This is a genomic window from Marinobacterium sp. xm-m-383 (assembly GCF_013283255.1).
Lineage (GTDB): Bacteria > Pseudomonadota > Gammaproteobacteria > Pseudomonadales > Balneatricaceae > Marinobacterium_E.
The window spans coordinates 335,367-350,666 of sequence record NZ_WBYT01000002.1 but is presented as its reverse complement, the minus strand read 5'-3'; the positions used below and the strand labels follow the sequence as shown (position 1 = coordinate 350,666).

Genomic DNA, 15,300 nt, shown 5'->3' with positions numbered 1-15,300 from the left:
GTGGCGCGATTATAGCACTCTCAGCCGATCTAATAACCCGTCCGGACGCTCAATTTAGTTGAGACATCTGATACACTTAGAAAATTCGTAAAAAAGATCTCTATTTGGAAGTTTCATGTCACGCACACTCCGCATTGCGACTCGCCAAAGCTTACTCGCTTTATGGCAAGCAGAATTCGTAAAAGCCCGTCTTGAAGAGCTACATCCCGATCTTAACGTTGAGCTAGTTACCATGGTGACCCGCGGCGATAAAATCTTGGATACCCCTCTCGCCAAAATCGGCGGCAAAGGCCTGTTTGTTAAAGAGTTAGAAGTCTCTATGCTGGAAGGACGTGCTGATATCGCCGTGCATTCAATGAAAGATGTGCCGATGGAGTTTCCAGAGGGTCTAGGATTGTCTGTCATCTGTGAGCGCGAAACACCCACCGATGCGTTTGTCAGCAATACTTACAACCACTTTGATGAACTGCCGCAGGGGGCTGTGGTGGGTACCTCATCGCTTCGTCGCGAAGTACAGCTGCGTGAACGCCGTCCTGATTTAGAGATCAAAACCTTGCGTGGCAATGTTCAGACCCGCCTTGGAAAACTCGATGCCGGTGAATATGACGCCATTATCCTAGCATCAGCCGGACTGATTCGCCTTGAGCTGAAAGATCGCATTAAACATCAAATCGACTCTACCGAGAGTCTACCCGCGGGTGGCCAAGGCGCAGTCGGTATCGAGTGTCGAATGGATGATCTAGAGACTCAGGCTCTGTTAGCACCATTGAACCACGACGAAACCGCCGCGCGTGTCATTGCCGAACGCGCTATGAACAAACGCCTAGAGGGCGGCTGTCAGGTTCCAATCGGTTGCTATGCCGAACTGGAAGGCGATCAACTCTGGTTACGTGGTCTTGTAGGTCGCCCTGATGGCACACTGGTATTGCGCGATGAGATTCGTGGTCACAAAGAGAGTGCTGAAGCCTTGGGAATTGAGTTGGCTGAAAAGCTCCTTGCAGCAGGTGCCGGTGAGATTCTAGAGCAGGTGTATGCCGAGCGCGGCTAAACCCAGCGTACTAACCACGCGCCCGGCAGCCATGCAGGGCGCGCTAACGTCTGCCCTGAAAGAGAGAGGCTTTACGCCTATCCCACTGCCTCTTCTCGAGATCATTCCTGAAGATCTAGAGAACCCATCTACCCCTGGTCTGCAAAGCAAACTACTGGATCTCGACCTCTATCAACACGTCATCGTTGTCAGCCGTAATGCGGCCAGTATTGCCATTGATTTACTCGATCAACTCTGGCCTCAACTTCCTATTGGGGTGCAGTGGCACGCCATCGGCAAAGGGACGGCTGATGAATTGGCCAGTTATGAGATTCATGCCAATACTAATGAAGGGCTCGATTCTGAAGCCCTTTTAACACTGCCTGCATTTGCACAACCCTCTGGAGAACGAATCCTAATATTCAAAGGCGTAGGCGGTAGAACACTCCTAGAAGAGACCTTAGCCGAGCGCGGTGCAAAGGTTGAAACGATCAGTCTCTATCAACGTCAAATGCCTGAATACAGTGACGCTGAACTTTCAGAATGTTTTAAACAGGCACCAGGCGCTATACTCATCAGTAGTGGCGAAGCGTTAGAGCATTTAGCGAAGCTTGCCGATGAGTGGGGTATGTTTGCCGATACACCCATTTTCGTTCCCAGTCAGCGAGTTGCCGATCTGGGAAATACCTTAGGTTTTACCGATATCACAGTCGCAGAGGGTGCTGATGACAGTGCCATGATCGCGGCCTTAGAGCAGCGATTTTAATAAAGGAATAGAGCGATGAGTCACTCCGATAAAGAGAATCAAACCGATCAAGTAGAAGATGCCGAGATTCTCGAAGCTGAAGTTGTCGAGTCAAAGGTAGAAGAGACCGTCAGCGAGCAGGCTGCAGATAGCTCCGAATTAAAAGAGGCCTCAGATGTAAAAGAGACTGGCCCAGCCAAAAAAAGCGCGTCAGCGATCTTAGCTACGATCATCAGCCTGGTTGCTCTAGGAGCGGTCGGTGCTGGCGGTTACCTGGCCCAGCAAAAACTTACCCAACTCGAAGAGCGCTTTAATCAGCGCAGTGCCGCTCAACAGCTGGAAGCCACTGCAGCGGTCAATGATGCCAATGCAGCAGTTGCCGAGTTGACTGAGAGCTTTCAACAGATCCAAGCGGAAAAAGTGGCACAAACGGCCGAAATCGCCACTCTACAAGAACGCCTAAGCGATGCCATCAAGCAGGTTGAAGCCGGTCGTGAACGCTCAGAAAGTGACTGGCGTTTGGCTGAGGCTGAGTATCTATTACGCTTAGCGAACCAACGCATCTTAATGGAGAACCGCGCCGAAGGTGCGCTAGCCCTCTTGCGCAGTACCGACACCATTCTAAAAGAGTTGGATGATGTCAGCCTCTACCCACTGCGCCAAAGCCTTGCCAGTGATATCTCAAAACTCGAATCAGTACCCAATTTGGACATAGAGGGCACCTACCTACGAGTTGCAGCACTGATTGAGCGAAGTAAAGACTTACCTACACTCACTTTAGAGCAACAGCGCCAGCTGCCTGAGCTGATCGACAATGTTATTACTGAACAGGTTGATGCCGAGACACAGCAGAACATCACCAGCGGTTTTGCCAAAGCGATCAGCAAACTTGAGTCACTGATCGTTATTCAACGACACGATCAACCAGTAGAGCCGATCCTATCACCGGATCAAGGTCACTACCTTCGCCAAAATATCCAGATGTTGTTAGAACAGGCGCAACTGGCGCTATTACGTCAACAGCAGTCTATATTCACAACCAGCTTGTCACGCGCGCAGTCTCTGTTGATGCAGTACTTTGATAAGGATAACTACACAACCAGTGTTCTAATCCAATCCCTAGCGGAACTGACAACCTTGAATGTGTCGCCAACGATTCCGGACATCTCGGGATCATTGAAGGCTCTGCAGCAGCATCAAAAAGAGATGGCTAACCTGCGCAGGGAGGCACAGTAATGAGACGCTTTTTAATCCTACTCTCACTCCTGCTATTAGTAGGTGCTTGGGTCGGGCAGGCCATGATGAAAGACAGTGGATATGTCTTGATTGCCTACCAACAGGTCTCCATTGAGACCAGTCTGTGGGTGCTTCTGATCGCGGTGGTTCTGCTGTTCACATTGACCCACTGGCTATTCAATCTATTCTCGAATTGGCGCTCACCTGCCGAGAAGCTCCGCCGCTGGAGCGAAGCGCGCGGTGATAGAAAAGCCGGCACAAAATCCAATCAAGCGCTGGAAGCGGAACTGGATGGTGACCTATGGAAAGCTCGCCGCCTGTTTATCCAAGCTGCAGAACTCAGTCGAACTCCTGCCCTATTCTATTTAGAAGCGGCTCGATGCGCGGCAGAGCAAGGGGATGAAAAAGAGGCGCACCGCATTCTTATCAAAGCGGCTAAAGAGTCACCTGAGTCAGAGTTACGCCTTCAACTCGAGCAGGTACGTTTTGACGTTAAATCAGGTCACCATGAGAGGGCTGGCGAACTGCTCAGCAGACTTGCAAAAGAGCGCTCAAACTCAACCGCTGTAGATCGTGAAAAAGCGGCGTTGCTGAGTGCGAAACGCGATTGGAACGCGCTACTGCCAATGCTACCGAGCCTGCAAAAGCGCAAGGTTTTAAACAGCAGCGACATACAAACTTTAAGACGCACAGCCGCTCTCTCTAAATTGAACAATCTAGAAGAGACGTCTCGTACTGCGCTAGATCAGTGTTGGGAAGATCTGAGTTACGAAGCACAACAAGATCCAGAAGTTCGCCGCGCTTACATTGGCCAGCTAACCGCCCTAAACGAAACAGCAGATGCCTGCTCGCAGATCATTAAGTGGTTAGCTAAACACTGGGATAACGATCTAGCGGTTCGCTTCAGCGAACTGTCCTGTGATGATCCAGATTCCATGATCAAAACGGCTAAAGGCTGGTTAAAACAGCAGCCTGACAATGCGGCGGTAGAACTGGTTCTGGCACGTCTATCTCGTCGCGCTCAGTTATGGGGAGCCGCGTTAACGCACTACAGAAAATCACTCGAACTCAACCATCAGGCACAGACGTTGATCGAACTAACCGAGCTCTACCTACAGCTGGGTGAACAGCGCGAAGCGGCTCAACTGTTGAGTTCCAAGAACGCACCGCTTCAACTGCCAACTCCGTCGGAAGCGGATCGCACGACACGACACCATTTAACTCATTAAGGATTGCACCGTGGCTGAACGTTTTATTGAGCGCTTGATGTATTCAACTCGCTGGATTTTAGCGCCCATTTACTTAGGACTTAGCTTAGCCCTGGTCGCATTGGCCATTAAGTTTTTCCAAGAAGTGATACACGTCCTGACCGATGTGACGGTTCTACCAGAGGCTGATCTCATTTTGATCATTCTCTCTCTTATTGATATCGCGTTAGTCTCGGGATTGATCGTCATGGTCATGTTTACCAGCTATGAAAACTTTGTCTCGCGCCTCGATATTCGTGAATCGACAGAAAAGCTCGAATGGCTTGGCACACTCGATACCAACTCTCTGAAGAACAAAGTCGCCGCCTCCATTGTTGCCATCTCTTCAATCCACTTACTTAAGGTCTTTATGAATGCGAGCAACATCGATAACGATAAACTGCTCTGGTACGTTGTCATTCATCTAACCTTTGTTATCTCAGCAGTGGCAATGGGCATGCTTGATAAGATCACCCGCAAAAGCCCTAAATGAGAGAGCTGATCGAGCAAAATTCGATCAGTAGTGATAGAATCCGCACAATTCAATTAGCTAGACCCCAACCACAGGAAAACCATGACCACACTGATTCTTGATGGCAGCGCCGTTGCTAAAAAAACCGAAGCTGAACTCGCTACACGCGTTGAAAACCTTAAAGCGAAAAGCGGCGGTCAAACGCCTGCATTAGCCACTATTTTGGTAGGCGCTGACCCAGCGTCAGCAACCTACGTGCGCATGAAGCAGAATGCCTGCAAACGTATCGGCATGGAATCAATCACGGTTGAGATGGGTGCAGAGACCTCCACCGAAGAGCTGTTAGAGAAAATCCAAGAGCTGAACAGTAATCCAAACTGTCACGGCATCCTGCTGCAGCACCCAGTTCCAGAACAGATTGATGAGCGTGCCTGTTTCGATGCCATCGCGCTAGAGAAAGACGTAGACGGTGTCACCTGTCTTGGCTTTGGTCGCATGGCGATGCAAGAAGAGGCATACGGCTCCGCAACTCCACAAGGCATTATGCGTCTTCTAGACGCTTATGACATTCCGCTTTCAGGCAAGAACGCTGTCGTAGTTGGTCGCAGCCCTATTCTAGGCAAGCCGATGGGTATGATGCTGTTAAACGCAGATGCGACTGTGACCATCTGTCACTCACGCACCCAAGGACTAGCCGACATCATCAAACAGGCTGATATCGTTGTTGGTGCGGTTGGCCGCCCAGAATTCATTAAAGCAGAGTGGATCAAAGATGGTGCCATCGTTGTCGATGCTGGCTACCACCCAGGCGGTGTAGGTGATATCGAACTGGCACCACTAGAAGGTCGTGTTGCTGCTTTGACTCCAGTACCTGGTGGCGTTGGCCCTATGACCATCAACACACTGATCTTCCAGTGTGTCGCAGCAGGTGAGAAGAAGATCTCCAGCTAGAGCTTAACGCCAACTCATAGCATTTATTAACCAACGAAAACAAGGAGAGCAATAGCTCTCCTTTTTGTTACTTATCGGCACCACGCAGACGGCTGCTCACGACCCATTTGAGACACTCAAGTTAAATTTACACCCCACGTTTCAAAGGTCATTTCAGCATTATCGTGACATGTTTTCAGTGAATAAAATTTTGGTATAGGCAAACACAAAAATCAAAAAGCCTATACTCCAAAGTAGAGCTGATGACGCTATAACTATTGAATATTCCATGCCGAATAATGACCCTGTAACGCGGTCAATCGCAGCTAAACTAAGGGCTAATAAGGAACAAATAACCCAAATATTAGCCTTAATTAGTAGTCCAGTATGGCCTAATGAAACTCTCGATATCATCGATAAGATCATAAGCCCCATCCCGCCAACCGTGATCGAATGAAAACCAATTGAAACACTTGGAATTAAATGCATTTTTGCTAAGGCGAGTAGAATAAAACCTAGACTCATAGCTAAGTAACTAAGATGTAAAGACCATACTAGTGGGACCTTAAACGTCACCCATAGTCTCCATCGCAAAGCCCTAACTAGATTTGAAATCCCCGCCACGAATAGAACGGCAATGCTAAGAGTGTTCGGTACAAAGTTTTGAGCCAAAGTTGTAATAAACACAATCACAATGCTTAGAATCGAAAGCTGCTCTAACCACCTAATCGAGTTAACCCGAGGTGTCTTTGTTCCGTTGGCTGTGAACATGGGAAAGACTCGCCCCCCCATTATGCTCATTACTAGCGCTGCAAGGATGACCATGGCGTGCGAAATAGTGGTGATATCAACGATAGAGTCACTCGACAATGAAAAATGAAAGACAGTATTCATCATCGCCATCACAAGTAGGATAGGTACAAAAAAGAGATTCCTCCACATCTTGGCTTGCAGGATCGGGCGCGCTAAAAAGACCGCGCAGGCTGGCAAGAAGAGAAGATCTATGACGATAGTGTAATCACGAAAAAAGACGGGTTGAAAGGCAAGTGTTATACGACCTAGAAGCCATGTCAGTACAAGGGCAGCTAACCACCATCCTTCAATGCATTTACGTTTTGTCCAGGTTTGAACTGCTGTTAGAAGAAACCCAACCATGATTGCTGGAAAAAAACCGAATAGCATTTCATGTAGGTGCCACGCATAGGCACCGCCATAGAATTTAAACTCAATTAAGCCCAGAAAACTGAGTGCCCAAGCAGGTATGCTTAAGGCAGCAAACGCAGCTCCAAGCAAAAAGAATGGCCTGAATGCTGCATTTAGAAAAGCTGGGTGATGCTTTTTCGTGTTGTTTTCTTCAGTAATGGATCCATCAATTTGTAATAGCGCCACAAATAGCCTCTTAGTTTGTCGATGACTTAGATTTTAGGTCATTAACAATTGCATACAGTGAAGGAACAACAATCATGACCAATACTGTCGAAGCAAGTAAACCGAACACAACAGAAATCACCAATGGTTTAAGGGTTTGTGCTTGAGTCGATGTTTCCGTGAGTAATGGCGCCATTCCCATTATGGTAGTTGAAACTGAAACAAAAATAGGGCGAAATCTAGAGCGAACAGCTTCACTAGCGGCATCTATTACCGTCTTGGTATCAGATGCTCTCTCCTTTATGACGCCGATTAACAATATAGCGTTGTTTACAACGATACCCGAGAGCGATGCAGCACCAACAAGGGATGGCATGGATATGTTGTAACCCATCAAATAGTGACCCCATACGACGCCAAGAAATGCCATCGGGATAGTTAGAAGCACTATTAAGGGTTCAACATAGCTTCTAAATTGGAATGAAAGAATGAGATATACCCCTACTATTCCAATCAAGAAGCCACGAAGAATAGAGGCAACAGTTTCAGCCGAATTCGCTGCTTGTCCAGCAATCTCAAAAGTAATACCCGAGTAATTTGATTGGATATTTGGAAGCAAGGTTTTCTTTACGTCAGCTGTAATGGCATCTGCATTGGCTATGCGGCCATCCACATCTGCTTGAATTGTTACAGATCTTTTGCCATTTCGTTGCGTAACTGAACTCCACTCTCTAGTTTCATAAAGCTTTACAACATTAGGTAAGAGAACAGTTGAACCATCATTCAATAGTAGTTCAAACGCCAACAGATCGTCGATGTCTTGTGTGCTGTTATCTGCAAACTTCACTTCAATCGCGTATTGGAGTTCACCAACGCGAATATCATCAAGGGTTTCGCCAAGAAACGCTCCGCGCAACTGATTAGCAATAGCTAATGGCGTTAATCCTAATGCTTGTCCGTCAGAGGTTATCTGCATACCAAGTTGAGGCTTGCCAACATTTAAATCATGTTTGGCGTTTAATACACCATTGTACTTCTCTACTTCACTTAATAGCTCTTGCGAAGCCTTCGAAAGCAAATTCAAATCCTCATGGAAAAGTCTTAGCTCTACGGCTATACCCTGCGGACCAATACCAGGCTCTGTAATAATTAGGGATGTGATGCCTGGTAATACCCCAATTTCACGTTTCCATATTTCAATGAGTTCATCGAGCGTTGTAGCTCGAATCTCTGCAGATAATAGATCCGCTGAAACCGTAGCCACATGACTTCCGCTCTCTCCAACAGATAAATTTCTTCCGAATCGAGTTATCACACGTTTCACAAGGTCCTGTTGTTGCGGTTGTTTAGACTTTAGCTCGATATTCACACGCGCAAGGGCTTCTTCCACCTGGCGGACAGCTTCCTCAGTTCTACCGAGCGATACCCCCATGGGTAGTAAAATTCGTGCTTCAATTACATCACCATCAATTTCAGGCATTGCTTCCCGCTTCACTACGCCTGAACCTAGGGCTCCAATAGTAAGGATCAATAATCCAACAGCGACTCCAACAACTAGCCAGCGATGATCAATAGCCCAGTCTGCTAGCCTGCCAACGCCCCGCTCTTTAAATGAATTAAAGATCTCTTCGAAGCGGACTTTGAATTTGTTGGGCGAATAATTCGATTTAGTTAGGCTTTGTTTTAGGTGGTGAGGAAGTATGAAAAAAGCCTCAACTAGGCTTGCTGTTAACGCAGCTAAAAGAACGACTGGAAGTACCTCAAGTACAGCGCCAAGCTCACCTGCTAAAAATGATAACGGCAAAAATACAGAAACAGTTGTAAGGAATGAAGAGACTACACCTGGAGCAACCGCTACAACGCCCTGAACTACTGAATTCAAAGTCACGTTACCATGAGAATGCACTGCTATGGAGTCGGATAATACAATCGAATCATCCATAACAATCCCTATAGCCATAAGTAACGCAACTACGGTGATCATATTTAAACTTTCACCAGTCAATGACATCCATGCAAAGGCGCCTAGAAACGCTACAGGCAATCCCATTGCTGCCCATGCTGCATAAGCTGGTCGGAAGAATAGGCTCATTACGAGTACAACAAGGACTAGACCAACGACGCCGTTTTGAACCAGCATTGTTAATCGATCTCGTATAATTGAAGTTACATCCTGAACGACTTCAAGGTGAATCGAGCCAATACCTCTGCTTTGCTCGGCTTTCACCGTATTTGTTAGGTCGTCGAGAGATCTTAAAGCGTCAGCATCCAGGGGTTTGTGTACTTCAAGTAGGATGACAGGAACGCCATCTAAATAGGCTGCGTTACTCGCTGGCTCATAATGCTCCTCTACGCTAGCGATATCACTCAGATTGATCACAGCACCATTGGTTAAGGTGATAATGGGTAGGTTGAATAGGGCATTCTTAGATAGCGCTTCGGAGTCAAATCTGATGTTGTATTCACCGCTTTCTCCTTCAAGCGTACCAGCTGGAAGATTGATGCTTTGTTGCTTAAGTGCATTAGCAATAGAGGAAGTTGTTAAACCGTACTCTTTTAAAACACGAGGATCAGCCTGTATTGACCAGGTTCTTTCCCCAACACCAGAACGAATAACTTTCGCTACAGTATCGAGTGAAGCTAACTTGTCTTGTAGAATCTTTGAGTAGTGATCAAGTTGTTCCAGTGGTAGCTCACCAGATACAGCGACAGAAGCCACAAGATCTGTGCGATGAAGTTCACGAATAATGGGAGCTTCCGCTAATAATGGAAATGAATCAATTGCCGAGATTTCAGTTCTTAGATTGCTGACAAATCTAACGGCATCCCCACTTGGCTGCATTGTCGCTACAGCGTGGGCTAAATTGTTTTGTGCTGTACAGACAAATTCACTCAGTGATTCAACCGATTGAACGGCATCCCATAGGGGTTCACATATTTTCTTTTCAACATCGGAAGGTGTTGCGCCACGATAAACAACAGATACTTCCGCTTCGACAGGGCGAAAGTCTGGAAATGTCTCTCGTAGAAGTGTCGGTGCTGAAAACGATCCAACGGCTATAAACACTAAAAGAAGTAAGTTGGCTGCAGTGGGATGGGATGTAAACCATCGAATCATTTCGCTACCTCAATCCCAGTAAACTTTTGTCCTGGTATCGCAGTTATCAGAGAGTCGAGTATCAATTTGTCACCCGAATTGAGCCCGCTCATAATTTTCACTTGGTTCTCTTGCATGAGACCAAGCTGGACTTCTCGAAACTCAATTTCATTCTCTTCATTTAGCAATAGAACTTGATCTTGGTGGATCGCAGATAATGGAATCGTAATTACACTTGAGGGCTGAATCGTTCTAAATACCAACTCAATGGGTTGATTTGGTAACAGCGGGAAGTTCTGAGCTGCTGAATGGCTCGAATATGGATCATCTACCCTTACTACGATTTGAAGTGTTCTTGCTCGGTTATCTAACTCAGAGCGAACAGATATCACCTCTGCCTTCCAAGATTCGCTTATGCTTCCAACTGTTCGCACTTCAGCAGAAACCAGTTTGTTTAATGTATCTGTTACAAATTCATTATTAAGTGTGGAAGGTGGCGTATTTATACCGATTAAATCTCTGAACTTATCAATGTTTACTTGTGCAGTAACATCGGCTGATTTAATGCCTATCCCTTCAATTAAAGGCTGTCCAACATTAACAGCTTGATAGTCTTCAACAAGTAGTTTAGAGATCCTAAGTGGGTAAGGCGCAATAATATCTGTTCTAGCTAAATCTCTATGTGCACGGTCTAGTGAGATACTTAACGCCTGCTTTTGAGCTAACAGCTTCTGCTTCTTAGGTTCTACAAGTAACAAGCCATTTTTAATATCTGTAACTATCTTCTCCGAAGTCAGAGTGGCCCTTTGGACATCATCCAATTGCTTACGTGTTGCGGATCCGCTGGCATATAGTTTTTGGATTCGATCTAGATCTGCTTTTGCATAGGTAAGCTGTCGCTGTTCTAAATCTAAGATCCGCTGAGTGTTTTCTGACTCGGCATTCAGAAGTGAAAGCTCATACTCAATTCCAGACAACTCTGCACTAATTTGAGAAATAGCAAGCTCATAGTCCAAAGGATCTATCTTGAGAATGACATCACCAGCGTCAACCCAAAGCCCTTCAACGATTGAGTCATTTGATCGGTAAATTTCCCCTTTAACCTGTGCAACAGCCGACCATTTGTCGCTTGCCTCAATTGTTCCCGAAATCGACATCTCTGAGAATGCTTCCTCGGGCTGAACAACTAGGTATTTAACCGCTTTGAGTTCTATTAACGATGCACTCTTTTCTGGTGGTTTGACACCGTTGAGTAGTAATGCAGTTCCAGCAATTCCCACAACAATAGGAATTCCAAACTTTAAGTAACGAGTCCACTGCATCTTGTTACTTCCTTGCAAGAAACATTCGATTCAATAAACCATCTTTCATTATGAAATGATGGTAAAGGGCAGCTAAAACATGCCCAAGAACTGTTATTAAAAGTAATACTTTGAAAAGGTTATGTGCATAGGCCGCAGCTTCAATATTGAAGAACCATGCCACTCCGCCGCTAAGTACCATCATGAGTAAAATTGCATAGAGAAGCTTATGCGCTATGTTCGATAATCTGTTGCCCAGTAAGTCTTTTGTTTCATGGGTGTTTATTGACCTCAAACGCAATCGTATGAGTACAATCACTGCTATAAAAATACCGCCAGCTACGTGTGATAGCACCAGCGGATCAAATGAAACAGACTTGCCTGATTGGATGAATTCCCAAGCGTTTACAATAGAGTCATGAAGCACGTATTGAGCTATAACTAGGGCTACTGTAATCCAATGGAGTACGATTTGAGTTTTGCTATACCAGCGTAATTGATTGGACATTGTTTGGGTCCTTTAACTATTAATTAGATAGTTCTAATGTTATGTTAGTATTTAATTACTTACAAGAGAAAACGTTTTGCTAAAAAGAATGTCCGCAACAAAGCGCAAAGATGAACTTATCAATGCGCTTCTAGAGTTGGCTTATGAAATCGGTCCAGACCGCCTTACTACCAGTGATATCGCAGCGCGAATTGGAGTCACGCAGGGAACGGTTTTCCGCCATTTCAAAAATAAAGATGAGTTGTGGGTAGCAGCAATTCGCAAAGTTACTGATGGTCTGAAGAGCGCATGGACTGAAAACTTACTCCTGTCCAAAGAGGTGGATGCTAAACAGCGAGTTGCTCGATTAGTCCGTTGCCAGCTTGAACTTATTCAGAATACACCCGCATTGCCCTTGATCCTCTTTTCACGTGAGTTAAACACTGAGAATGAAGAGCTGCGAACGATTATCAGAGAAACACTGTTTGTGTTTGATAGCCATCTCACATCCTTGATTGAAGAGGCACTCATTGGTCGTGACCAATCGGAAATTACAGTGCCTGATATAGCCAAATATTTAACATCGTTAATACAGGGGCAGGCGGTACGATGGGGATTGAGTGATAAAAGCTTCGATTTAGTAACTAGTGGCAATCAATTATCCCTCAAATTGATTGATGTCTTACTGAGCTAGCCCATCAAATGTGAGCGGCGGCTATGTGCCGTTATCGGACCCTCATTAATAGGCTCGAACCGTCAATACTAAGAGACAACCTTTTGCGCCAACTTAATAAAAAGCTCCCGTTCATCGTCGCTTAAATTGGCTACCACTTGATCCTGCAACGCCTTAACCACTGGGGTGATCTCCTCCAGAGCCTTACGCCCTTCTTTGGTTAGCGTCACCAATTTAGCGCGTCGATCTTTGGGGTTTGATTTACGCTCTACCCAACCACGTTTTTCGAGTCGATCAATCACGCCTCCAATCGTCGCTTTGTCGTAGTGAATCGACTGCGCGATCTGTGACTGCTCCATCTCGCCATGCAACTCTATTGCCTGCATTGAGGCAAATTGCACCGACGTGACATCGGCACCGATACGCTTCATCTCATCTTGAAACACCTGATTCGACTGCTGACTTAAGCGACGTATCAGGTGACCAGGCATCTCGTAGTAGGACAACTCGTTCTCCAACACTTTTTACTGTTTGTTCCATCCTATTTGAAAAGAACTAGTTTGTATACTTACTAGTTTACAACCACATAAAACTTTGGTTACACTATGAGCACAAATAGTAAGCATACTTACTAACAAGGTTCTCTGAGCCGCACTAAGAGACAGAAGATAATAAGGAGTCTAGTGATGCAATATTACGAAGATGGTTTCCGTGGTGGTAACCCAGATCGCAAAAATGCTGCACCTAACCGTCGCGAATTCGCACCTAATGCCATTCTTCCTGAAAAAGTCGATGTACTGATTGCAGGTACAGGCCCTGCAGGCCTCTGTCTGGCGGCTCAGCTCTCTCAGTTCCCCGAGATCAGCACGATGATCGTTGAACCAAGCCCAATGAATATCCAAAAAGGTAAAGCCGATGGTATCAACACGCGTACCATGGAGATGTTCCAAGCCTTTGGTTTTGCCGATGCCGTTAAGCGTGAAGCTTACTGGGTAAACCAGACCAACTTCTGGATGCCAGACCCAGAAAATCCAAAGAATATCCAACGCATTGGCCGTGTACAGGATGTTGCTGATGACTCATCTGAAATGCCTCACATCATTGTTAACCAGTCACGCATCCACCAGTGGTTCCTTGAGGTGATGGATAACTCACCGACGCGTATGCAACCAGATTACAACTGGTCGGTAGAGACGTTGGAAGTAAACCCATCTCTTGATGAATACCCAGTGACAGTGACTCTGGTGAACACCGGTGTAAACAAAGGCCAGAAGAAGATTGTTCGCGCTAACTACGTGGTCGGCTGTGACGGTGCACGATCTAACGTTCGTACCGCCATTGGTGGCGAGCTGCACGGCGATGCTGCTCACCAGGCTTGGGGTGTAATGGACATCCTAGCTAACACAGATTTCCCTGATGTTCGCCAGAAATGTTTGATCACCTCTGCCACTGAGGGCAACGTACTGATCCTTCCTCGTGAAGGTGGTTACATGTTCCGTATGTACGTGGAGCTGGATAAACTAAAAGAAGATGAGCGCGTTGCCAACCGCAAGTTCACATCGGATGACACGATCGCAGCGGCTAACCGCATCATGCACCCATACAGCATCGATGTGAAAGAGGTTGTTTGGTGGTCTGTTTACGAGATTGGTCACCGCATGACGGACCGTTTCGATGATGTGACTGATGAAGAGCGTGCAACTCGCAACCCTCGCGTATTCACTGCGGGCGATGCCTGTCACACGCACAGCCCGAAAGCGGGTCAGGGTATGAACGTATCAATGCAAGATACCTTCAACCTAGGCTGGAAGTTAGTCCACGTACTGACTGGTCAATCAGACGCATCTCTACTACACACTTACTCTAAAGAGCGTTGGACAGAAGCGAAACGTCTTGTTGAGACCGACCACGAGTGGGCGCGCATCATGTCGGCACCTCCTGGTACGTCTGAACTGGATAAAGGCGATGAGCCTCGTTTCGTTCGTGCCTTCAAAGAGAATCTGGAGTTCACCGGCGGTCTGGCCGTTAAATATGATGAATCAATTCTAACCGGTGCACAAACTTACCAAGCACTAGCAACAGGAGAAGAGATTGGACGTCGTTTCCACTCAGCGCCGGTTCTACGCCTATCAGATGCTAAGCACATGCAACTTGGTCACGCAGCTCAGGCCGATGCTCGTTGGAGAATCTACGCATTTGCAGGCAAAAACGACACCAGCTCAAGCTCTGCCATTCATACGCTAGCGGACTGGTTAGAGAACGACAGCAACTCACCGGTTGTTAAGTACACCAAGTCAGGTGCTGACATCGATTCAGTCATTGATGTTCGCGCTGTATTCCAGCAGACATTCTACGACTTGGATTACGATAAAATGCCTTCTCTACTGATTCCTAAGAAGGGCAAGCTGGGTATCCAGGATCATGAGAAAGTCTTCTGTGTTGATCATAAAGGTAATGGCGACATCTTCGATATGCGCGGTATCGATCGTGAGCAAGGCTGTATGATCGTCGTTCGTCCAGACCAGTACATCGCACACGTACTGCCACTATCGGCAACCGACGAATTGGCCGACTTCTTCTCCAACATCTTTGTTGAGCAGAACTAAGTTCAGATCCAAGGATCAAAGGCACCTCAGGGTGCCTTTTTTATTGCGCACATCAACGGTTTCGCGAAGTGAATTCCGCTGTTTTTCCGCTTGAGTGAATGAACGCCTTAA

At 46.5% G+C, this 15,300-nt stretch carries 13 protein-coding genes; 8 read left to right on the top strand and 5 right to left on the bottom strand.

All coding sequences use genetic code 11. The annotated features are described in order from the left end of the window. Positions 1-115 precede the first annotated feature (115 nt). The 6 genes from hemC to folD all read left to right on the top strand — a co-directional run bounded on the left by hemC (position 116) and on the right by folD (position 5,678). Positions 116-1,048 carry a hydroxymethylbilane synthase gene (gene hemC / locus XMM383_RS05325; protein ID WP_173494641.1) on the top strand — a complete coding sequence of 311 codons (933 nt, stop codon included), beginning with the start codon at positions 116-118 and terminating at the stop codon, positions 1,046-1,048. Beyond that, positions 1,032-1,793, top strand: a complete 762-nt coding sequence (locus tag XMM383_RS05320; protein ID WP_173494640.1) for a uroporphyrinogen-III synthase — start codon at positions 1,032-1,034, stop codon at positions 1,791-1,793. The genes hemC and XMM383_RS05320 overlap by 17 nt, the downstream gene beginning before the upstream one ends. A 15-nt stretch (positions 1,794-1,808) precedes the next feature. Further along, positions 1,809-3,008: a uroporphyrinogen-III C-methyltransferase gene (locus XMM383_RS05315; RefSeq protein ID WP_173494639.1), complete on the top strand. Its 1,200-nt coding sequence runs from the start codon at positions 1,809-1,811 to the stop codon at positions 3,006-3,008. Continuing rightward, complete coding sequence (locus XMM383_RS05310; protein ID WP_173494638.1) at positions 3,008-4,237, top strand: heme biosynthesis HemY N-terminal domain-containing protein; 1,230 nt, start codon at positions 3,008-3,010, stop codon at positions 4,235-4,237. Before XMM383_RS05315 ends, XMM383_RS05310 begins: the two co-directional genes overlap by 1 nt. Before the next feature lie 10 nt (positions 4,238-4,247). Then, entirely contained in the window at positions 4,248-4,748 is a 501-nt protein-coding gene (locus tag XMM383_RS05305) for a TIGR00645 family protein (protein ID WP_173481764.1), read from the top strand. An 81-nt stretch (positions 4,749-4,829) separates the two neighbouring features. Beyond that, complete coding sequence (gene folD, locus XMM383_RS05300) at positions 4,830-5,678, top strand: bifunctional methylenetetrahydrofolate dehydrogenase/methenyltetrahydrofolate cyclohydrolase FolD (protein WP_173482549.1); 849 nt, start codon at positions 4,830-4,832, stop codon at positions 5,676-5,678. Between the two features lie 159 nt (positions 5,679-5,837). Here the strand turns inward: folD and XMM383_RS05295 are convergent, their stop codons facing one another. Genes XMM383_RS05295 through XMM383_RS05280 form a run of 4 tightly spaced genes read right to left on the bottom strand, consistent with a single transcriptional unit; the run spans position 5,838 to position 11,931 of the window. Further along, positions 5,838-7,046 carry an NnrS family protein gene (locus XMM383_RS05295; RefSeq protein ID WP_217363591.1) on the bottom strand — a complete coding sequence of 403 codons (1,209 nt, stop codon included), beginning with the start codon at positions 7,044-7,046 and terminating at the stop codon, positions 5,838-5,840. Between the two features lie 10 nt (positions 7,047-7,056). After that, on the bottom strand, positions 7,057-10,143 hold the full coding sequence (locus tag XMM383_RS05290; protein ID WP_173494637.1) for an efflux RND transporter permease subunit: 3,087 nt from the start codon (positions 10,141-10,143) through the stop codon (positions 7,057-7,059). After that, the gene (locus tag XMM383_RS05285) at positions 10,140-11,444 is read right to left on the bottom strand and encodes an efflux RND transporter periplasmic adaptor subunit (protein WP_173484098.1); all 1,305 of its coding nucleotides are present in this window, start codon (positions 11,442-11,444) and stop codon (positions 10,140-10,142) included. Before XMM383_RS05285 ends, XMM383_RS05290 begins: the two co-directional genes overlap by 4 nt. Positions 11,445-11,448: 4 nt before the next feature. Then, the gene (locus XMM383_RS05280; RefSeq protein WP_173494636.1) at positions 11,449-11,931 is read right to left on the bottom strand and encodes a cytochrome b; all 483 of its coding nucleotides are present in this window, start codon (positions 11,929-11,931) and stop codon (positions 11,449-11,451) included. Positions 11,932-12,019: 88 nt separating this feature from the next. Between XMM383_RS05280 and XMM383_RS05275 the strand changes: the two genes are divergently transcribed. Further along, positions 12,020-12,604, top strand: a complete 585-nt coding sequence (locus tag XMM383_RS05275) for a TetR/AcrR family transcriptional regulator (protein WP_173481759.1) — start codon at positions 12,020-12,022, stop codon at positions 12,602-12,604. Between the two features lie 68 nt (positions 12,605-12,672). Here the strand turns inward: XMM383_RS05275 and XMM383_RS05270 are convergent, their stop codons facing one another. Continuing rightward, positions 12,673-13,089, bottom strand: a complete 417-nt coding sequence (locus XMM383_RS05270; protein WP_254442855.1) for a MarR family winged helix-turn-helix transcriptional regulator — start codon at positions 13,087-13,089, stop codon at positions 12,673-12,675. Between the two features lie 180 nt (positions 13,090-13,269). Between XMM383_RS05270 and XMM383_RS05265 the strand changes: the two genes are divergently transcribed. After that, a complete protein-coding gene (locus XMM383_RS05265; RefSeq protein ID WP_173481758.1) occupies positions 13,270-15,189 on the top strand; it encodes an FAD-dependent monooxygenase in 1,920 nt (639 codons plus the stop codon). The last annotated feature ends 111 nt before the right edge of the window (positions 15,190-15,300 follow it).